Consider the following 21,015-nt stretch of genomic DNA (forward strand, 5'->3'; position numbering starts at 1 on the left):
GGCAAATCAAGAAAGGTGCTCAACCATTCTTGCTTGGCAAGTCCGTATTCTTGAATGGGTTTCCAGCCATCTGCACCGCAAATGGTACCGCAGATGGCAATTACAAGAATATCGAGCAGGTTATGTTTGATTTGATCCGTATCTCTGGGGTCATCCAGGGTGGAAAAGTGTTTCACAAAAAGAGAGCTTGCTTGTTTCTTCATCTGTAATCTTTTGTAAATCCGAGTTATCAGGGGTGACGAAGAAAACTATGTAACCTGTTAAGACGATAAAAGAAAGTAGACTATTTGCTTGAGTATAGGTTATTACCCATGCGATTGCCCTGCTATGAGAGCAACGCTGAATACTGTAATTGTCAATTTCAACTTTTTTCAACAATGGATTACGCATTTTTGAATATCTGGTTTTATCCGCACTGCAACTCATTGTTCAAAGCAATATAGCGAACATTGCAACTCGCAGTCTTCTTCGCCCGCTTCTGTCCAATCATTGTTAGTTTCTGAAGTTATCCCTATTTGTGCAGATAAATAACTACCGGCGATCCAACTTGCACACTGAGTACCTTCCATGATCTCCCCAGTATATTTTGTTCCGGTCCAGACAGGTCTGAGTAAAGGGGTTCCATTTTCATCTAATGATATCGGGCTAGCTAATGCACCACTGATCAGATCGTTCCAATTATTGGCAATAAGAGTACCATCTACAAGGATATACGGGGCATCAGAGTGAGAGAAACGACTACTCGCTGATACGGAAGTGGAACTAAGCCATGCCTTATATGTACCAGGTAGTCTGGCGGCTTCGGCAAGGGCCTGGCATTGTGTGTCGGCTCCTGCCAATCCACCGAGATTTCCAGCGAAAGTGGCATTGCTGACAAAGACGAATTTGCTCGGAGCTCCACATTTATTTTCTAAACATTTCCCGGAAAGACAGTCTGTATGTATATTGCATAAAGAGTTGACCAATCCCTTGCATTTCCCTTGATCGCAGTAAGAACCAGCATCGCACACGGTTGAACAATCACCACAGTAGCTAGGGTTATGCTGTGTATCAACGCATATATCTGAACATTTGGCTAAACCATCACCACAAGTCATTAACAGCGGGATAACGATGACTTTATCGGCTGCTATTGCCAAAACACCTGCCATAATTGTCCACCCGAGGGTGAGAGCTGACAACAGTCTTTTCATGATCTCTCCTTAACGATCAAAAATTGCTATCGATTAAAGATAGAATAACTGTAATCGTAGCCTAATTGGTAAACACTCACAGGGGGAGTGTTCATTTAACACTTGTTGTCCGTTCTTTAAGGTGGACAATCTCTTCTCGTATTTCTATGAGAAACGTTCTCGCAGTGATCACCGTCCTTTGTGAAAAAAATATCAATACTCGTTTGTTTGGGGGGTGCTGTGTCGGCTCCTGGGGCCGGTGTCGGTAATCCCGCCTGGGCTATACCGTGTCACGTTAAACCGCAGGCGGTTATTGTATCTCTTAAGAGTACCTATTCGGGGTAGAACCCGGTCTCTTCAGGCCATGGAGGAAGTCAATTTTTCCCACTACGCAAAAAACCATACGAAGCACCAACAAAACCCCCAGCTAAATGGCTGAATTGTGAGATATTGTCAATTTTTACACTTGAGGCAACTTCACCGCCGATATATAGAACCGCGATTACAATTAACGTCAGGGGAATTTCCTTAGATTTGATATTTGAAAAGGAACTCAATAATATCAGCATAAAAGCTATACCACTTCCCCCAATAAGAGAATCTGAAAAGAGAAATGCATTCAGCACAGCAGTAGATATCGCAGTAAGCAAAACCATCTCTAAGAGCTTGCCTGACCCATATTTTTCTTCAAGCAAAGGACCGACAAGAAGGATTATCATCATATTCCCGATAAGATGATTCCAGTTACCATGCCCTGTAATATATGAAACTGATCTGAGATAAAAATATGGATTTGCAAAAGACAGGTGCGCAGGCGATGAAAAATATTTCACCATATTGGAATGTCCTACAAACGCTAAAACACATATGGATAATACGGCATAGGTCAGAATTATTGGCGCGTTATATTTGATTTTCATTTGGGTAGTTACTAAGTTTTGCCTAGATCATCGGGCTGGCTGGTGACTGGCTAGAGAGATCCAGTTTTTTGCGAACCAAAATATTCGGCTTGGTTGTAAGCTGAAATGGGCTGGAGGAATGCTTCAGCTCATCAGAAAAGGCTCTTCAGGCAAATCTGTGGGTAAAAAAGGCTATTTTTATAGCGAGCACTCAGCAAGCCTCAAGAAAAAAATGAGCATATATTCAATGATAAGGAAGTCTGCCAGGGCTTTCATTTATGCCAAATCTGGCAGGGGCATTTTTTCTTGATCCTTGCTTCCCTTTTCGCTGGGCCTATGGGCGAGCGAAGGACGCCCTCGCCGGGCAGGCGTCTCCGACGAGAGCTTAGCTACATAGGACTTAACGCAAAAAAAAGTGCATTCAGTCCGACCAGCGATTAATTTCGTGGGCTCGACTAAGATCCTGTGAAGGAGGACTGAATGCAAATAAAGACTTTGCTCAATTATAAGGTTAATTTCAAGGGATTTGTTTACCAAACCCTTTAATTGGGCAAAGAGCGTAACGCCCTGTTGGTACCCATTAAGGCACGTAAAAACAGCAAAGCGAAATGTTCACGATGCGGCACAGCAGGACCAACCTATGATCATCTTTTGCAGCGGGAATTTTTACTTCCACCGCTTTGGAATATAATGGTGGTTCTGGTGTACATGATGAGGCAGGTTTCGTGCCCACAGTGTAATAAAGTGGTAATAGAACAGGTTCCATGGGCTGTAGGTAAATCACCTGTAACATAACATTTCGCGACATTTCTGGCATTCTAGGCTCGTAAGTTTTCCTGGAAAGAAACGGGGCAGACGTTTCGTGTTTCCTGGGATATTGTTGCCGATGCGGTAAGCTGGGTTGTCAAATGGGGGCTTGAGCACCGGACTCTGGGGGATATAACAGCCATTGGCGTTGATGAGATTCAATACAGCAAGGGGCATAAATACCTGACTCACTTCACCGTTTTACGATTTCTTGGGAGAAGCTCGCTGCAAAGAAATCAAGTTTGTCTGTTCAGATATGTGGAAGCCTTACATCTCAGTTATTGCAGAGCGCCTGCATGATGCTGTCCATATTCTTGACCGTTTCCACATCGTTGCTAATCTCAACAAGGCCGTTGACGACGTGCGGAGGGCAGAAGTTCGGAAACTCTAGGCGGAGGGCAAATCTGCGTTTCTAAAAAAAGCAGATGGTTTTTTTTGAAAAAACGGAAGAATCTATGCAGGATGCGCGTATGCAACTCAGAGAGCTGTTGTCCATGAATCTACACACGGTTAAAGCGTATTTATTCAAGGAGGATTTTGATCATCTCTGGACCTATAATTCACCTGCGTGGGCGAGTACATTTATTGACGAGTGGACTAAAGACGTCATGCGGCACCGCAGCCTGCCGGAACTGAAAAAGTTTGCACGCACTCTTCGCTAGCACAAGCCCCTGATCCTGAATTACTTCCATGCAAAAAAGAGTTCTCGTCAGGCATTGTGGAAGGGTTTAACAATAAAGCAAAACTGACTATCAGAAAATCGTATGGTTTCAGAAGCGATACACTGAGAGAAATCGCGCTATGTCATAATCTTGGGAATTTGCCTGTGCCGGAATGTACCCATAGATTTGTCTGACGAGGCTTAAGAGCTTTGTGGAAAGTATGACAAGTATGTGGTATCAATCATAGGTCAATTTTATGGTATGTTGTGATTATGGGTTATGAAAGATTTTGGTCATATAGTATTAGTGTGGTGTGTCATCTAGGTTGATGGCCATGACAGTTTTCTGTGTAAACTTACGTGATTCTTATATTTATTTTTTATTCCAATTGTTCTTAAATAGAAAATGAAAAATATTCATTATATAATTTCTGGTTTTATTTCTTATTTTATAGCAGAAGCTATTTCAATGTTACAGGCATATTTTACAGAGATTCCTCCGTTCGATAATACAAAATTTTTTGCAATGATAATCATTATGTTGGTTATGAGTTTTTGTACTGGGATGATGGGTTGCTTGATAGGTTTTCTTTTTAAATTTTTCCAAAGATTTGTTACTGGGATAAATATGTATTTTCAAGGGATAATATATTTTTTTGTAATTGGTTGTATGTTTTCACTTTCAAAAGGATCTCAATATATTGCTTCATTAGATTTTGTAATAGCTCAATTCTATTCTGTGTTATCTGCGGTGGTCTTTGTTTTTTTTCTAAGCTATTTTTCAAAAAAGCATCTTTCGAAACAATCTGAATAAAATTATCAGTAAATATTGCGGTTATAATAAAAAATAGTATGTAGAGTTTATATATGCTTTGGGATCAGCCTCATAGCGGCTGGTTGGTGGCTATAAGGGCCATGGAAAGGATTACATTATCAAATCATGTTGAGTCTCAACTCATTCTCATTACTGTTTTAATGGATCAAAACGGCCAGTATGAAATCATTCATCAGGATAAGCCGATATACTGTAATTTTTGGTTAGTTGTTCTTTTCCGCTACCCTAAAGGCCCTGTAATGGTATATTTTGAAAACAGGTAAAAGAGAATACAGATTCAACAAAGGCAAGGAATGGCCAAGACATTCCTCTGGAGCAGTAACGGACAAAGATATGATTTTTAACAAGAGGCAACGACAGACTCAAAATATTTTATGGATTTTTCCGACTATGCTTGCGTTGGGAGCTGGCTTGCCGGTGACTGTAACAGCAGAGGAAGCCTATCCTGCATTGGATCCACCCTATTATAATAGTGGGATTGTTCCGGATCAGAGCGCTGTTGAAGAGAAATTGAGCTCCAAGGCAGCAACAACAGAATGGACCTATCATAAAACTGCCGATGGCAGCCATCCCAGTGGCCATGAGCAACAGGCTCTCTGGCTGATGAACAGAGCCCGTTTCAACCCGACGCAGGAAGGTATATGGCTGGCCTCTTCAACCGACCCGGAAGTTGCAGGAGAAAGAGATTATTTTGGGGTGAATAAAACCACGCTGAGAAGTGAATTCGCATCATATGCCGCAAAGGGACCTGCAGCATTTGATAACCGGCTCTATGCAGCTGCTTATGCCCACTCTGTGGATCTTATAGCCAGGGATGCCCAGGATCATACAAATCAATTTGCCAGAGTAGACAGTGCAGGCTTTCACTATACCCAGGCCAGGGGAAGTGTGTTTTCCTTTGCCTCTTCCGGTATAAATGCCCATGCTGCGTGGAATATTGACTGGGGGTATGGGGCTGACGGCATGCAGGACGGCCGTGGACATCGCATGGCAACCATGTCGGTTGACGGAGACTACACCAACGTCGGTATTGCTGCCATTCATGAGACCAACTCTGCAACCGACGTGGGTGAATACGTTACAACAGGGAATTATTGTCAGGCCAATACAGGCTATAGTAATCACTATAATATGTTTATCGTGGGTACAGTGTGGACAGATGTCAACGGTAATGATCAATATGATCCCGGTGAAGGTAAGGCTAATGTTACCGTCAGACCCAGTCAGGGTACATATTATGCAATTACAGGGAGCGCCGGTGGGTATGCGATTCCTGTGGGGAATGGGACCTATTCCGTTACTTTCAGTGGTGGAGGGCTTACCGACACCTATACGAAATCAGTTACAGTAAGCGGAAAAAGTGCTCTGCTCGATGTTGATACGTCCAGCGATAATCCCAGTGATAACGGTAGTGGTGAGGAGGGAGTGGTCTTGCCTCCAACACTGTTGCTCTTGCTCTAATTGCAGGTGAGGGCGGGATGTGAATAGATTGTCATCCCCGCTGTGTGTCCCGTATTGCATTGTATAACAGTATGTTGTTCGTAACTGGTTACCGATATGAAGGGCTTTGGTAATCAGTTACGATTCTGTGGCTGATTTTGCCAGCAGGTGACAAAATTCTTGCTCTACATTTCCGGAATGCCCTTTAATCCATTGAAATTCTATATATTTGCCTTCGCATAACCTATATGCCTGTTGCCAATGCTCGGCAAACTTGACATGGCGGCCATGGGCTGTTTGCCAGTTGTTGTGTTTCCAGAAATGAACCCATTGCACCAACCCTCTGATAACAAATCGGCTGTCTGTGTTGACCTGAATAGTGTTTTGGGGGAGCAATCGTTGTAGTCCTTCGATTATTGCAAGCAATTCCATTAGGTTACTGCTTCCGCCGCTGATGGATTGGTGAAAGGGCTCGGTAACGCCTTCAGGCGTTTCGATAAATCCACCAAAACCTGATTGTCGGGTATCAGGGTTGCATGAACCGTCAGCATAAATTTTATGTACGTTGACCAGCCCTGAATCACTGGTGGTGATACGTATGCGATTATTGCGCCTGTCAAGGCGAATGAATTTATGAAAAGTATGGTCATGAAGAAAAGGAAATCCTTCGAGAAACACACAGTTAATGACCTGCCCCAGATGAAGATTACCAGTGAGGGCTGACCGAAGAATCTTCTGCAGTTGATGGAGATTCTTTCGTACGGTGGCGGCAAGGAGGTTTTGTTTGGTCAGAGACACCATTCCTGTTGTAATGTCGTAACGAAGCTTGTTATCTTCCGACGTATTGAAAATATGACAGCTAATGTACCTGTCATCGATGTTTTCAACACATAAGGTAAAGATAACCGGCTTCATTGGCAATGGAGTTCAACGTATGTATTTTCTGGTTGGTTTTCTTTCTTTTATAGTCGTTCAGACAAAAGAAATACAGGTATATGACCGAAAATAGTCTGTTTGGTTAATTCTATTATCATAATTCAAACCTGATGCCTGGTATACAAAGGCAGGTCGTCTTTGTTTCAGGCTTTCATGGTGTACATTTTCAGTAGCGACGATGGAACAACCGAAAAAAAAATTTGCCAGTATACTGCAGCTCTTGGGCATTGTTCTGGTTTTTGGAGTGACCATCAGTATCACGCTCATTGATATTGTCGGTTCCTATCGGGATTTCAGGCAAAATTCTCAGCATAGCCGTCAGGAATATATCAATGAACAGAAAAAACGTGTGCAGCAGGAAGTAAAATGGGTTGGCGAGCTGATTAAGCACAAAAAATCACAAAATGAAGAGCTGGTAAAAAAACAAATTCAAATGCGAGTATATGAAGCATACTCCATTGCCGAAAATATCTACCAGCAGCTGAAGGGAGATGCAGAAGAGGAGAAAATAGAAGAATTGATTTTCGATGCCCTCCGGCCAATTCGTTTTTTGGGAGAAAGCGGATATTATTTCGCCACCCGTCTGGACGGTACGGAACTTCTTTTTGCGGACCGACCCGAAATGGAAGGGGTCAATATGCTGGATACGAGAGATACGCGGGGAAAATATGTAATACGGGATATGATTTCGCTGGTCAGCAAAGCCGGCGAAGGCTTTTATGAATATCACTGGACCAAGCCTGAGTCCCAAGGTGCTACTTTTAAAAAAATATCTTTTGTGAAATATTTTCCACCCCTTGATTGTTTCATTGGTACAGGCTTGTACGTTGATGATATGGAAAATCAGATTCAGGGGGAACTGCTGGACTCCATCAGTCAGGTACGCTTTGGGGAAGAAGGATATATTTTTGTTAATCATTTCAACGGAGATGCCTTGCTGGCCAATGGCCGGGTGGTGCCGGGAAAGAAAAAATTGTGGGAAATATTTAACAAAAATCCCGAAGCAGCACGGGCTCTTTTTGCCAATGAGTATGCAGCGGCCATGAAACCCGGAGGTGACTATATCAGCTATCGCCTGCGCAAATTACACTCACCGGATGTGGAGTCGCAAAAAGTTTCCTTTATCTATGGGATTCCTGAGCTGCAGTGGTTAATCGGAGCTGGATTTTATGAAGATGATGTCGAAAAAGAGATTCGTGCAAGGCAGGCGGCATTAACCCGTGAGATTCAGGCAAAGGTTGTATACTTTTTTCTGAATTCGCTGCTTATTCTTGGCATCTTTCTCTTTATACTCAACCGTTTGAATCGAAGGCTCATGTTTGATGTAAGCCTTCTCATTTCTTTTTTCAAAAAAGCTGCTTTCTCCAATGAGGCCATTGATCGAGGTCTCATACATTATGATGAGTTGGATCGAATGGCTGAGAATGTGAATAAAATGCTGGAGGATAAAATTCAGGCAGAACAGGAGCGGGAACAGCTTGCAGAAAAACTGAATGTGGCCAATAAGATGAAATCCATCGGGCTGATGGCCGGTGGGGTAGCCCACGACTTGAACAACATTTTGGCAGGTATTGTGGCGTACCCTGAACTGCTCCTGCAGAAATTACCCCAGGAGAGTGAGCTGAGAAAACCAATACAGGCCATACATGAATCTGGTACCCGCGCAGCCGAGGTCGTTGCTGATCTGCTTACCATTGCGCGTGGCGCAGCCTCTTCAAAAGACATATATAATCTGAACCAATTGGTTCAGGAATATTTTGATTCTCCGGAGTGGGCAAATCTTACCATGAGGTATCCGGAGATAACCTGGGAGTACAGCTTGAGTGCAGATGCTCCTCTGATATTCTGTTCTTCTGTTCATGTGAAGAAGTGTCTTATGAATCTGGTTATCAATGCCGCTGAAGCGCTTGGGCAGCATGGCAATATAGTTGTACAGACAGAAAAAACAGATCTGCATGGAACAGCTGCCCGCCTGTTGAAACTACCGGCTGGCAAGTATGCGGTGTTGAAAGTGATAGACAATGGACCTGGTATCAAACCGGAAGATAAAGAGCATATTTTTGAACCGTTCTATACCAAAAAGGTCATGGGGCAGAGCGGTTCAGGTCTTGGTCTTACCGTGGTGTGGAATACCATGGAGGATCATAATGGAGGAATTGAAGTTGACAGCACAGAAAATGGAACACGCTTTCAGTTGTATTTTCAGCTTGTTGATGAGGATAACGAGCCCAAGGCAGAAGCCGTAAAGGCTACGGATTACTTCGGCAACGGAGAGCATATTCTGGTTGTTGACGACGAACCACAGCTTAGGGATATTGCGGAGCAGATATTGCGAAGACTTGGCTATATGGTTGAGTCGGTGGATTCCGGCGAAGCTGCCATAGCTCATGTGCAGGAGAATCAGGTCGACCTTATTGTTCTGGATATGATTATGGAGCCTGGTTTGAACGGGCGAGAGACTTTTCAGAAAATTATTAGCTTATATCCTGGGCAAAAAGCCATAATAACAAGTGGATTTTCTGAAAGTGAGGATGTAAAGGTTGTTCGCAGCCTAGGTGCCGGGCAATTCGTGAAAAAACCATATACTGTCGAAACCCTTGGAAGAGCCGTTAGGGAAACTCTTCAAAGCTGAGCTGTATTATACCTTCGGGGTTACGTGCATTGCATGGTATTCTCTTTGAAAATGAGTGGGCAATCGGACAAGTTGTAAGCAATGGATCTTTTATCTCTATCATCTTCACTATCCTCAGAGCCACTGGCTTCCAGAATGCGTCCCCGTACGTTGGAAGAATATGTGGGACAGGACCATATTCTTGGAGAAGGTCGTCTTCTGCGCCGTGCTATCCGTGCAGACCAGCTTTCCTCGCTGATTTTTTACGGACCTCCGGGTACAGGTAAAACCACGTTGGCCCGTGTTATCGCCAACAGCACAGCCAGCCGTTTTGTCTCGATGAACGCTGTACTCAGCGGTGTGAAGGATCTACGTGAAGCCATCGAAGGCGCACGTAAACATCAGAAAATGTTTTTTAAACGCACCATTTTATTTGTAGATGAGGTGCACAGGTGGAACAAATCCCAGCAGGATGCACTGTTGCCCTGGGTGGAAAAAGGCACCATAATTCTGGTCGGTGCTACCACGGAAAATCCCTATTTTGAGGTGAATAAAGCATTGGTCAGCCGAAGCCGGGTCTTTCAGCTTCAACCGTTGACCGAAGAGAATTTACGGCAGATAGTTATCCAGGCCCTGCAGGACTCGCAAAGAGGTTATGGAAAATGGCAGGTCGACTTTGAACCTGAAGCACTGGATCATCTGGTGCGGATAGCCGGCGGTGATGCCCGTTCCCTGCTCAATGCGGTGCAACTGGCCGTGGAAACCACTCCTGATACATTTCCCCCTCCGGAAAACAGCCGAATATCCATTACGCTTTCTGTTGCTGAAGAAAGCATTCAGCAAAAGGCTGTACTCTATGACAAAGAAGGGGATTATCATTTTGACACTATCAGTGCATTCATCAAATCCCTCAGAGGGTCAGACCCCGATGGTGCGCTTTATTGGATGGCCAGGATGATACGGGCAGGCGAAGATCCCAGGTTTATTTTCAGAAGAATGTTGATTTCAGCCTGTGAAGATGTAGGTATGGCTGATCCTCAGGCTCTGGGAGTGGTTGAAGCTGCTGCATCAGCCTTTGATCGGGTAGGGTTACCGGAAGGGCAATTTCATCTTACCCAGGCGGCTCTGTATCTGGCGACCTGTCCGAAATCAAATTCTGCACTGGCTTTTTTTGATGCCCTGGATGCTGTTGAGGCGGAAGAGGCTGAAGTACCGAATCATTTACGGGATGCCAACCGGGATAAGCACAGCTTTGGCCACGGCAAAGGGTACAAATATCCCCACGCTTTTCGGGAGCATTGGGTGGCCCAGCAGTATCTGCCAGGAACACTGAAAGGGCGTATCTTTTATCAGCCCACTTCACAAGGTTATGAGGGCACCATTCAAACCGATGTCATCAGGCGTCGTGAGGAACAATTGGACAGGATGCTGGAAGAGGTGCCCGAGACTTTAACGTTTTCTCCCGATGACAAGGAGCGGGATCGCTGGATACGCCGTGTACAGGGAACTTCAGCTTCCCGTAACAAGCTGTTGCAGGCCTTGACCAAAGATATGCACGTCAGCCGTTCGGATCGTATACTGTTGGCTCCACTCCGTTGGAATCAGCTTTTTTGGGAACTTTTTCGCAAGGTTCCTGAAGGTGGGCTTACCACAATTTCAGATCAGGAGGATTACCGAAACTTGGTGGAATTTTCCATGGAGAGCCTCCCTGAATCGGAACGTCCGCTAGTGGTTGATCATTCTCTGCAGGATATCAGATGGCTGGAACATTCTGCATTGCAACCCTTAACCTGGGAGCACATCGTGTTGGATGGCATACTGGAGCAGGGAGGAGAGTTGCTTCCTGAAAAACTACAGGGAAAATTGAGTCCCAATGGCTGGATTTCCGGGTGTCTTCCTCTCCCCGGTGCAGGCAGCAGGATGAGCGAAGTATTGAAGGATCGGGTTGAGGAGGAACTTTTTTCTCAGATTGCAGAGGCAGAAGAGCTTTTTTATGCAGAAAGAGCTCCTTTGCCCAAGAGAGAAGAGCTCGCAAGTTTGGATAAATTGGAATTGGTGGAGTGGACGTTGTTTTCAGCAAAAGAGTCCCTGTCTCCTGACATGCAGAGACTCTCAGCCTGGTTAAAGGATCAGCCTGGCAGTTGGTTTCATTATCTCAGTCAGAACCTGAGCAAAGATGCTGCCTCAACCATCCGGGGCCTTCTTAAACCAGAAAAACTTCCTTCATCTATTCCCTGGACCAGGGTATGGCTGATCTATAGATTTCGCTTGAAACCCGTGCTGTTATGAAGGCGGTTGTATATTCTGATTAAGTCGAAATATATTCTCAGGGTCGTATTCATCTTTAACTTGGACCAGCCGCTTCCAGACAGCCTCAGTGTAGGCGTCTTTCACCCGGTCTTCACCTTCATCACTGAGAAAATTGACGTAAACTCCCTTGGCAAACGGTTCTGTTGCTTTATGGAACATCTTAGCCCATTCAAGGCATGCCTCATCTTCACTCTGATTTTGCCAGCGAGTATGAATATTCAGTACAAATCCGAAAACACTTCAGTTCTGATTTCTGCACACTGAAATTCAAAGGAGGTTGCTATCCCGAAATTACCTCCGCCTTCTCGTATACCCCAGAACAGGTTCTCGTTTCCCTTCTCACTGGCACGAACAAGTCTTCCTTGTGCGGCAAAAATATCTGTAGAGAGAAGATTGTCTGTTAAGGCGCCATGATTACGGCTGATCCAACCGAATCCACCACCAAGTATTAAGGGCCGTAGAAAAAATACATTATCCAATCTTGTGGGTTACTCAATTCATTTTCATAACTGTACAAATGGACCAATACGGCAAGTATGGAATCATTGGAACAGTTATGAGAATGAGCCTATATCCTGCGCAATTTTTGGATAGTTATTATTTTCCGCAGCCCTAAGCCGCCAACACCAGTATGAGAGACAATCCCTGAGGATACGTGCAAGAGCACCGGTGGGTCGCATCTCTCTTTTTTCCTGAGAAATTGTAAAGGGTGTTCTCTCCGCAATTTCTCTGGATGTATTTGTTGGGTGACCACTATCTCTTTTTAGCTTGTCCGGGAGGGATGTGTGTTTTGGTATGGCCTGGTGCATTTTCACTGTTCCCCGGACCTCTTGGGTCATGGCCTGGATTGTAGAATCTATGATGATGGCAACCGGCAACTGTTACACAGCTTATGGCAATGAGTAATGTAAGAAATATTTTGAACATGAAAAACTCCTTTTATAAACGTAATGGGATGCGTAAAATGGCGTTTGACATCCAAAACAGGTGTCGCCACGCTTTTGTGGAAAGCATTCTGTTTTCCCAACAGGGGTGTATGCAAAAATCATGCTTTATTAAGGGCTTTGCAAAAAAACAATCTTTTGGGTCTCTCAACTCACTCTTATGACTGTTTCAATGGTTCCATGCTGGCCGTATTGATCCATTGAACAATGATGACAATGAGCCGATATCCTGAGCAATTTTGGGATAGTTATTATTTTACGCGACCCTCAATGATAACCAGGAAACGAAGGTGTTTTTTTGAAATCAAGTGATGCTGACATACGCGAGGAGGAGCAACTTCGGTTTGAAGTCTGTATTCGCACCAGGCTCGATCCCCAGCAAAAGGAGTGGGTAACTCATCCGGAAAAAGTGTATCCACGACAGAGTGCTGTACTGGCTGTGCACTGGCATCCGGAGTATATACCCATGGAGTTTATCCGCCAACGGATAGAAAACCTGTTCCCCAACAGGCGGAATCAACTTATCATACCCACTCAACACAACCAGATAACCGAATACGGGCCCTATGCCGGGGTTGAAGTCGATTGTTACTCCACTGGTTTTCATAGTAAAGTTCAGCTGCTGATTCATTTTCAAAAGGATAAACTGGAAAAGGCATCTGTTTTTAAGAATATTCTCAAGCATACCTTTACATATCGTTCTTCTCAGCTTTTCAGTTTTCTTCGTGCTCTTACCCAACCTGATGAGCAAATCTTGCAGTGGGCAGCAGAGGAAACCGGTGCCACTGCTGAGGTTATCGATTTTGTCAGGTACCAGGCACAGCGACTGGAAATGCTCCTGGATAAAAACTATGACGCTGTACCGGCAGCCTCCATCAAAAACAAGCTTATTCGGGACTACATTGATCTCTTGCGTGGGGAGCACGACGGGCTTTTCATTGATCGTGCGCAAACATTCCTGCGAGCAGTAAAAGCTAAGGTGAAGGAAGGATTTCCCTTGAGTTATTTCTATCGCACCAATGAGGTAATTGAAGAGGCCAGGTCATTGGGTGCAGGCATTGTGATTCCGCATCCCGAGCAGTTTTGGCCCATTCTTCTTGCCGACTATGATGTGGATGGGTATGAAGTGTGGAATCCACAATCACAGGAATACACTGAATTTTTAATAACAGTGCTTAACCGTCGCAATAAACAGATAAACAATTCCAGACCGCTGTTGGTTTTCATGGGTGACGACACGCATTTGAGTGAAAAGGTTAAAGACCCCGTGGCAAGGGATAAAGAGAAAGCCAGTCGGGAAATCGGTTTGCAGCCTGGCTGGGAAGATATGCAGATACGAAAGCAACTCCTTAAAGCTGGTATGGACAGAGCCCGGGTTATCCAGGAGTACAGCGCTCGTCTGGCAGGATAAGAGAAAATGAGAACAACATTGCAAAGATTTCACAACATGGTAGGTACGAGTGAAATAGCCCTCTGTTGAAAGGGGCGGCTGTGCCACTGGCAAATCGTCCGTCTGATAGGAATATACAAAGGTATAATGATGTCAAAGCAGAAATTCACATATGATTCCATTCAAGATGTCAACTCTGTAAAGAGATATCTAAAATCACTCATCCGCTCCATCGATGAAGGAAAGATCACTCTGACTTCAGAGGACGACAGTATTGATTTGAAAATACGAAACCTTCTTCATTTTTCCATTGAGGCACGCAAAAAGGGAAGAAAGAACAGGTTGACCCTTGAAATGCGCTGGACGGATAAAAAAGAGTTTCCCATAGAAGATGATTCCAAGCCTGTCAAAATTTCTTCCTGATGACAAGGTTCTGTTATGGCCATTGAATCCAAGGTCAGCGAAAACATACATTTTCTTCTCATGGAGGTCATGGGACAGGTGGCAACCACAGAGAGCTATCTGAGAACTTTCGACCAGACCCATTGCCTGCAGGTTCTGGGGCGAGAAGGCTATATCGAAAACCTGAAGGTTACTGTTGAAAACGATTGTTTTTCTTTGATCTTAACCCAACCTGATCGCGGACAGCAGGAAGTGAATTGGGCCAGGGCGGTCCATACCATCAGTACGAATCTCAAACGTATTGCCAGTTTCAGTGTGAATATTGTTCGCCAGGTGGAGTATCTGTTTAACAGGACTTTGTGGCTCACCTTTGATGCCCATTCCATGTTTGCGATCATTGAGAATTGTCTGGAACAGGTTATTCCTGCTCTGGACGACAAGGACATAGGGCTTGCTTTAAGTATCTGTCATTGTGAGTATGAAATAGATCGCCTCTATCTGGAGAATTTTACACGCATAATGGAAGAGCTTCGTAAAGGCGATTCCATAGAATCGTATGTAACTATTCTCTTTATTTTCAGATACCTTGAGCGAATTGGTGATTCGCTGCTCAATATTGGGGAGGCAATTCTGTTTGCCATACTTGGGGAAAAAATTCGTATTCGTCACTTTGAGGCTTTGCAGCAGACCCTGGCTAAATCAAATATGGATATTCCCCTTGATCACCTTAGTTTACGCTCCTATTGGGGGACCAGGTCTGGTTGCAATATTAGCCGGGTTGCCAATGAACCTGCAGGGGTACCAGCAGGGACGGTAAGGGAAGCTATTTTTAAAGCCGGTAGTCTGAATAAAATTGAAAGAGAAAAAGAGAATCTTACCACGTGGCAGAGGCTCGTTCCCGGGTTGGCTCCTAAAGTATTGACATTCTATCAGGAAGATGAAAACACCGGTGCACTGTTGGTTGAATTTTTTCCCGGCAATAACCTGCAGGAAATCGTTTTGGGTGACAATATTCAAATGGCACGTAACGCCCTGAAACGACTGCACCATCTTCTGGGGAGCAAAATCTGGCCGCTGACCAAAAAAGTCGGCGCCATGGAAACTTCGTATATGGCCCAAGTGCTTGCAAGGTTGGATTCCATTCTGCAGGTACATAGCTATCTTCGGAGGCAACAGACATTGGGAGACCTGGAAGTAGACTCCACATCCACCCTGGTTGAGAAATGTCTGCGTATAGAGAGATTATTTCCTGCCCCATTTTCCGTATTTATCCATGGCGATTTTAATGCCAACAACATTATCTATAATGAGCAGTTGGATTCAATACACTTCATTGACGTCAACCGTTCAGCACCAGCTGATTATGTGCAGGACGTCTCGGTGTACCTGATTTCCAATTTTCGTCTGCCGGTTTTTGAGTCACCCATTCGGGAGCAGATTAACCTGCTTATTCGAGACTTCTATGGCTTTGCCAGAGGGTTTGCCCGAGAACAGAATGATGTAACCTTTGATGTTCGTCTGACCCTGGCATTGGCACGTTCATTTTATACGTCTACCCGTTTTCAGTTGAACACCGATTTTGTCAAAGAAATGGTTCTGCGGGCCAATTTTTTACTGGAAAAGGTGATAACTTTTGACGAGGAGCAGCAAAACTGGCAGGAATTTTCCTTTCCCGAGGAGGTGTTGTATTTGTGATTACTGAATGTTATCTGTACCTGTGTGAATTATCTGCAAAAAAACTGTCTGATGGTGAAAAACGTGATGGTCAACGGGTTGGGGCGTACCTGGCTGCAAATGGCATGGTCGTCAGCCAGGTGCTGTACCAGGATACTCCTGTGTATGGAGAACTTGCCAAAAAACTGGTAAAGGCAATGGGGCAGGAGCCAGGACTGGCCTGCAGGATGAATGGAAGCAACGGACAATGTTATACGGAGTTGCTGGGGGCTGTGGCCGGCAGTACAGCGTCTGCAGGAAATATTCTGATTATTGGATCTGTCGCCTATCTCTCTCCTTTAATCGGACAGGGGAAACTCCTGAACTGTTCAATTCCTGCCACTGATGTTTTGATGCAGTGGAAGAATGATGATCCTGATTATATGAAGAACAGGTGGTCTCCCGGGCTTATTCTTAAGCGTGAAAAATTACCAGCCTTGTTTCCATATCCTTCTCCCGATGGTTCTGAACTGCGGCCGCGGCCAGCCTATTATTATACGCAGTCAGCTGTCATTCCTTTTCAACGCACGAAAAAAGGGCTTCAAGTATTGGTCATCGGTTCCAGTAAACGAAAACATCTGGTTGTTCCCAAAGGCATCCATGAACCTGGACTTTCTGCCCGTGATTCAGCAGCCAAGGAATCGTTTGAAGAAGCAGGCGTCAGGGGCCCGGTGTCTGAAAAACCCATTGGCAGCTATACTTATGGAAAATGGGGGGCAATTTGTACTGTCACCGTGTATGTGCAGGAGGTATCTGAACTCGTGGCAGCGCCTTTATGGCAGGAATCTCACAGAGGCAGACAGTGGATGAAGCCCCAACGCGCAGCAGCAGCGGTCAAAGAGGCTAAGCTTGGCAAAATGATGGGAAGACTGCAACAGTTCGTACATGAGGAGTTTGCATGAAAATAGGAGTTATTGGTATAGCAGATGGCTGGTCGTCGCAAAAACTTGCTGATGCTGTCGCGGAAGCTACCGGTTACAGGTTGCTCATAGACCTGGAGCATGTTCGATTGGATCTGCCTTCTGGAAAGGCCTGGTATGGTGATGTGGATCTGAGTTCTCTGGATGCTCTTCTCATTAAAAAGATAGGATCCACCTATTCCCCTCAATTGCTTGACAGGCTGGAAATGCTTAGGCTCCTGGAAACCAGGGGGATGCCCATTTTTTCCAGGCCATCAAAAATTCTGGGGGTTCTGAACAGAATTTCCTGCACCATTACCTTGCAGTCCGGCAATATCCCCATGCCCTTGACCAGCGTCACGGAGGATATTGATCTTGCTGCGGCAGCAGTGGAAAAGTACGAAGAGGCGGTGTTTAAACCCCTGTTTTCCACTAAGGCCAAGGGAATGTGCGTGATCAGAAAAGGCGAGTCCTGCCATGGCGAGGTCAGTCTTTTTCGACGCGATAATGCGCTGATGTATATTCAGAAAAAGATAGATCTTGGTGAGCAGGATCTCGGCATTGTTTTTCTTGGCGGAGAATATCTTTCTACCTATGCCCGTTGCCGTCAGGAAGGGGCCTGGAATACCACCACTGCTTCCGGAGGACGATATCATGCGTTTGATCCGGAACCGGAAATCATTGAACTGGCCCACAGAGCCCAGGCCCTGTTTGGCCTTGATTTCACCTGTGTTGATGTTGCCCTCACCCCGCAGGGGCCCATAGTGTTTGAGGTATCTGCCTTTGGTGGATTCAGGGGATTACTGGAAGCCCGATCAATCGATGCAGCAAAGGAGTACACAGCGTATGTCATCAATACCCTGCGAAAATAATACTGCCTATACCAGGCAGGAACTGATTCGGGAATGCTCACAAGGGGTGAGCTTTACTGAATCGCTTCTCTTGCGCCTGCACGATTGTACTCTGGAAATTTTTTGCAGCAGTGAGGAACTGCGAAGTGAACTGCACCGCTATTTTTTGCCTTTGCTTTCCTCTTCCAATAAAGGTGCACAGATTCGCATCCATGCCATTGATGCAGTAACACCGTCCTTGAACTGCAAATTCAGCAAAAGAAAACTTGAACCAGGCAAAACAAAAATCAAAGAAGAATGGGCCGCTTTGCATGGTGGACGTGTGGTACGAAAGATAACCACAGGCATGATGATGATTTTTGGGCATGATGAAAATCTGGTTATAGGACCCTGTCAGGATAATCCGAACCAGGTCATCAATTTTATTAATAACCGATTCATTGAGTATAAACTTAACAAAGGTGCCTTACTCGGGCACGCGGCTGCTGTATATCAAAACGCTACCGGTATTGCCATGGCGGGATTTTCAGGCATGGGAAAATCCACCCTGGCTTTGCATCTGATGAATACAGGTGCTGATTTTGTTTCCAATGACAGACTGTTGATTGAGGAGAAGGGAGAACATCTTGTGATGTCCGGAGTGGCCAAGTGGCCTCGGATTAATCCAGGCACTGCACTCAATAATCCCTCTCTTTCTGGAGTTATGTCTGCAGAGGAAAAAGAACGTTTCAGCCAGCTGCCAGCAGCGGAACTCTGGAATCTGGAATATAAATATGATGTTATGATTGAGCAGTGTTTTGGCAGGGATCGTTTTCAGTTACATACAAAGCTCGACAGGCTGGTGCTGCTCAACTGGCGGTTTGGTGCTGGTTCCATGCAGGCAGAGGAGGTAGACCTCGGTAAACGAAAAGAATTGCTGCAGGCCATTATGAAAGAGACCGGGCTTTTTTATCTGCCTGCGAAGGGCTGCTTGAAAAATCAGCCGGAAAGTCGATATCTGGAATTGCTTTCCCGCTGCCGCGTTCTGGAACTTTCCGGTGGTGCAGATTTTGAAGAAGCCACCCGTACGATACTGAAATGGCTCTAGCCAAGGCTGGTTGGTCGGCGTATGGCACGGCAGCAACACAATATACATGAGAAAAATCCTGGGCCAGAAGGAGAGAGACTGTGGAAGAAATTCAAAACATCGTGACAACCTGTACCAGGGATTGTCCTAATACTTGCGGCCTGGTTGCCACGGTGGAGCAGGGTCGGCTGGTCAGGTTGGTCGGGTCGGCTGAACACCCGTTAACCCGTGGTGCCGCGTGTCACAAAACGGCAAAATATATTGAGCGTGTCTACAGTGAAGAACGAATTACTTCTCCTATGGTTCGAGATGGTAAGGGGTGGCAGCCAGTCAGTTGGGATACAGCCCTTGATATCATAGCCGACAAGATGAAGCTGATTCACGAGCAGGATGGGCCTGAAGCCATACTGTATTACCAGGGATATGGTGAGCGAACAGCACTCAAGCTTCTTAACACATATTTCTTTAATCTCTTTGGTGGAGTGACTACGCTCCGTGGTTCCTTGTGCGGGGGTACCGGGCAGGCTTCACAAAATCTGGATTTGGGACATCGTATTTCCCATGATCCTCTTGACCATTATAACTCCAAGGCCATGATTCTCTGGGCTAGAAATCCTGTAACCACCAACATCAGTCTGGTGCCGATTATCAAGGATATTCGAAAAAGAGGGGGACGGATTATCGTTATTGATCCGTATAAAAACCGGACAGCTTCCCTGGCGGACAGGTTTATCGCTCCTGCGCCGGGAATGGATGTCTATCTGGCCATGGCAGCAGCCAGGATTATTCTGGAACGCGGGCAGGCTGATACTGATTTCCTTACGAAGTTTAGCCAAGGCTTTCCTGCGTATCAGGACTTCCTGGACGGATACACTGTAGAAGAGCTATGTGCACTTGCCGATGTAACTCCAGACGATGCCTCTTATCTGGCTGAAACCCTGATTACCTGCGCGCCTGCTTCTATTCTGCTCGGCTGGGGACTGCATCGACATAAGGATGCCCATTACACTATTCGCGCCATCGATGCCTTGGGTGCAATTGCCGGCATCATCGGCGTGCCGGGGGGAGGGGTCAGCCAGGGGTTCGAAGAATATGGCCCGTATAATCAGGATTACTGGGGAAATCATTTGAATCCTCCAAGAAGAACCCTGCTTATGCCGGTGATAGGCCAGGAACTGCTGCAGGTGGAACACCCAAAGATACGCATGGTTTTCATTACTGCTGCCAATCCTGTGTGCATGGCGCCCAATTCAGCCAAGGTTATCAAGGCGCTTCAAGGTATGGAATGTGTCGTGTGTAGCGGGCATTTTCTTAATGACACTGCAGATATGGCAGACATATTTTTACCGGCAACCACCTTTCTTGAAGAAAATGATGTTATGGCCAGTTATGGTCACAATTATGTGGGACCTGTAAATAAGGCCATAGAGCCGGTTGGTGAGTGTAAGACCGATTATCAGATGTTCAGTGCCCTTGCCACGCGTTTCCCATTTGCTGAGCAATTTTGTCGGAGTGAGGAAGAATGGCTCTACGACATCTGTTCGCCCATAAGGGCGTGGGGCTGTACAATGGAAGAACTGCGTACCGCGCCATTTCGAATTCCTGAGCCCATGGCACCGTATCAGGATAAATGTTTTCCCACTGCCTCTGGAAAATTTGAATTCATGACCGCCTTTGATCCTGAAAAATTAGCTGATACAGATCATGAATTTCCCTATACGCTGCTCACGGTGGCTGGTCATAATCATATCTGTTCCGAGCGCACGTTATCTGATCATAGTCCTCTGCCAGAAGTGGTATTGCATCCTGATGAAGCTGACCAGCTTGGCCTTGTGGAAGGGAAACCTGTGATGGTTACAAGCCGGACCGGTGGTGCCGTCAAAGCTCTGTTGCGAACCGATCACGCCATGCGCAGGGATTGCCTGTTAAGCGAACGTGGCGGTTGGATCAAGGCAGGGCATGGTTTGAATCGGTTGACTGTTGATATGGCAAGCACGGTGGGAGATGGAACCCCTTATTATCAGACAAAGGTGAAGCTCTCTCCCTGCAGGTAAAAGGAAATACATTTTGAGCTTTTTT

21 protein-coding genes are annotated in these 21,015 nt (G+C 45.5%); 14 read left to right on the forward strand and 7 right to left on the reverse strand.

The annotated features are described in order from the left end of the window. The 3 genes from G493_RS29290 to G493_RS0113985 form a co-directional block, all read right to left on the reverse strand. Positions 1–203: transposase family protein (locus G493_RS29290; RefSeq protein ID WP_035274521.1), on the reverse strand; the 203-nt coding region annotated here is incomplete at its 3' end. A gap of 219 nt (positions 204–422) precedes the next feature. Then, positions 423–1,193 carry a hypothetical protein gene (locus G493_RS0113980; RefSeq protein WP_028580903.1) on the reverse strand — a complete coding sequence of 257 codons (771 nt, stop codon included), beginning with the start codon at positions 1,191–1,193 and terminating at the stop codon, positions 423–425. 353 nt (positions 1,194–1,546) lie between these two features. After that, positions 1,547–2,008: a rhomboid family intramembrane serine protease gene (locus tag G493_RS0113985; RefSeq protein ID WP_232363766.1), complete on the reverse strand. Its 462-nt coding sequence runs from the start codon at positions 2,006–2,008 to the stop codon at positions 1,547–1,549. Positions 2,009–3,134: 1,126 nt separating this feature from the next. On the opposite strand from G493_RS0113985, the gene G493_RS34835 reads away from it, so the two are divergent. From G493_RS34835 to G493_RS0114010, 5 genes are all read left to right on the forward strand, one after another. After that, on the forward strand, positions 3,135–3,269 hold the full coding sequence (locus G493_RS34835; RefSeq protein ID WP_408608814.1) for a transposase: 135 nt from the start codon (positions 3,135–3,137) through the stop codon (positions 3,267–3,269). A 79-nt stretch (positions 3,270–3,348) separates the two neighbouring features. Then, positions 3,349–3,540, forward strand: a complete 192-nt coding sequence (locus G493_RS34655) for a transposase (protein ID WP_205623686.1) — start codon at positions 3,349–3,351, stop codon at positions 3,538–3,540. A gap of 56 nt (positions 3,541–3,596) precedes the next feature. Beyond that, positions 3,597–3,734 carry a hypothetical protein gene (locus G493_RS34840; RefSeq protein ID WP_205623687.1) on the forward strand — a complete coding sequence of 46 codons (138 nt, stop codon included), beginning with the start codon at positions 3,597–3,599 and terminating at the stop codon, positions 3,732–3,734. A 211-nt stretch (positions 3,735–3,945) separates the two neighbouring features. Continuing rightward, positions 3,946–4,353 carry a hypothetical protein gene (locus G493_RS34000; protein ID WP_028580906.1) on the forward strand — a complete coding sequence of 136 codons (408 nt, stop codon included), beginning with the start codon at positions 3,946–3,948 and terminating at the stop codon, positions 4,351–4,353. A 354-nt stretch (positions 4,354–4,707) separates the two neighbouring features. Further along, a complete protein-coding gene (locus G493_RS0114010) occupies positions 4,708–5,835 on the forward strand; it encodes a hypothetical protein (RefSeq protein ID WP_028580908.1) in 1,128 nt (375 codons plus the stop codon). 117 nt (positions 5,836–5,952) lie between these two features. Here G493_RS0114010 and G493_RS32245 read toward each other — a convergent pair whose 3' ends face one another. Beyond that, a complete protein-coding gene (locus G493_RS32245; RefSeq protein ID WP_084813586.1) occupies positions 5,953–6,729 on the reverse strand; it encodes a ribonuclease H family protein in 777 nt (258 codons plus the stop codon). A 199-nt stretch (positions 6,730–6,928) separates the two neighbouring features. Here G493_RS32245 and G493_RS0114025 point away from each other — a divergent pair, with 199 nt between their 5' ends. Both G493_RS0114025 and G493_RS0114030 read left to right on the forward strand, forming a co-directional pair. Next, entirely contained in the window at positions 6,929–9,382 is a 2,454-nt protein-coding gene (locus G493_RS0114025) for a cache domain-containing protein (RefSeq protein ID WP_028580909.1), read from the forward strand. Positions 9,383–9,463: 81 nt separating this feature from the next. Next, positions 9,464–11,650, forward strand: coding sequence for an AAA family ATPase (locus G493_RS0114030; protein WP_028580910.1), 2,187 nt, complete (start codon positions 9,464–9,466; stop codon positions 11,648–11,650). Here G493_RS0114030 and G493_RS0114035 read toward each other — a convergent pair. The 3 genes from G493_RS0114035 to G493_RS33845 all read right to left on the reverse strand — a co-directional run bounded on the left by G493_RS0114035 (position 11,645) and on the right by G493_RS33845 (position 12,598). Continuing rightward, positions 11,645–11,830, reverse strand: coding sequence for a BBE domain-containing protein (locus G493_RS0114035; protein WP_028580911.1), 186 nt, complete (start codon positions 11,828–11,830; stop codon positions 11,645–11,647). The two genes, G493_RS0114030 and G493_RS0114035, sit on opposite strands and share 6 nt — an antisense overlap. 59 nt (positions 11,831–11,889) lie before the next feature. Beyond that, positions 11,890–12,150, reverse strand: coding sequence for an FAD-binding oxidoreductase (locus tag G493_RS0114040; RefSeq protein ID WP_028580912.1), 261 nt, complete (start codon positions 12,148–12,150; stop codon positions 11,890–11,892). Positions 12,151–12,424: 274 nt separating this feature from the next. Continuing rightward, positions 12,425–12,598, reverse strand: a complete 174-nt coding sequence (locus G493_RS33845; protein ID WP_167332848.1) for a hypothetical protein — start codon at positions 12,596–12,598, stop codon at positions 12,425–12,427. A gap of 315 nt (positions 12,599–12,913) precedes the next feature. Between G493_RS33845 and G493_RS0114055 the strand changes: the two genes are divergently transcribed. The 7 genes from G493_RS0114055 (at position 12,914) to G493_RS0114085 (ending at position 20,990) form a co-directional block, all read left to right on the forward strand. Beyond that, positions 12,914–14,026, forward strand: a complete 1,113-nt coding sequence (locus G493_RS0114055; protein ID WP_028580914.1) for a hypothetical protein — start codon at positions 12,914–12,916, stop codon at positions 14,024–14,026. Positions 14,027–14,152: 126 nt separating this feature from the next. After that, positions 14,153–14,428: an amphi-Trp domain-containing protein gene (locus tag G493_RS0114060; protein ID WP_051309304.1), complete on the forward strand. Its 276-nt coding sequence runs from the start codon at positions 14,153–14,155 to the stop codon at positions 14,426–14,428. Between the two features lie 15 nt (positions 14,429–14,443). Then, a complete protein-coding gene (locus tag G493_RS0114065) occupies positions 14,444–16,102 on the forward strand; it encodes a PhoU domain-containing protein (protein WP_028580916.1) in 1,659 nt (552 codons plus the stop codon). Next, on the forward strand, positions 16,099–17,022 hold the full coding sequence (locus G493_RS33035) for an NUDIX hydrolase (RefSeq protein ID WP_084813587.1): 924 nt from the start codon (positions 16,099–16,101) through the stop codon (positions 17,020–17,022). The genes G493_RS0114065 and G493_RS33035 overlap by 4 nt, the downstream gene beginning before the upstream one ends. Continuing rightward, positions 17,019–17,891, forward strand: a complete 873-nt coding sequence (locus G493_RS0114075) for a GAK system ATP-grasp enzyme (RefSeq protein WP_028580918.1) — start codon at positions 17,019–17,021, stop codon at positions 17,889–17,891. Before G493_RS33035 ends, G493_RS0114075 begins: the two co-directional genes overlap by 4 nt. Next, positions 17,866–18,957 (forward strand): HprK-related kinase B, encoded by a 1,092-nt coding sequence (locus tag G493_RS0114080; protein ID WP_051309305.1) that lies wholly within the window; start codon positions 17,866–17,868, stop codon positions 18,955–18,957. The genes G493_RS0114075 and G493_RS0114080 overlap by 26 nt, the downstream gene beginning before the upstream one ends. Positions 18,958–19,037: 80 nt before the next feature. Then, positions 19,038–20,990, forward strand: a complete 1,953-nt coding sequence (locus G493_RS0114085; protein ID WP_028580920.1) for a molybdopterin-dependent oxidoreductase — start codon at positions 19,038–19,040, stop codon at positions 20,988–20,990. The last annotated feature ends 25 nt before the right edge of the window (positions 20,991–21,015 follow it).

Source organism: Desulfogranum japonicum DSM 18378, assembly GCF_000429945.1.
Taxonomy (GTDB): Bacteria; Desulfobacterota; Desulfobulbia; order Desulfobulbales; family Desulfobulbaceae; genus Desulfogranum; species Desulfogranum japonicum.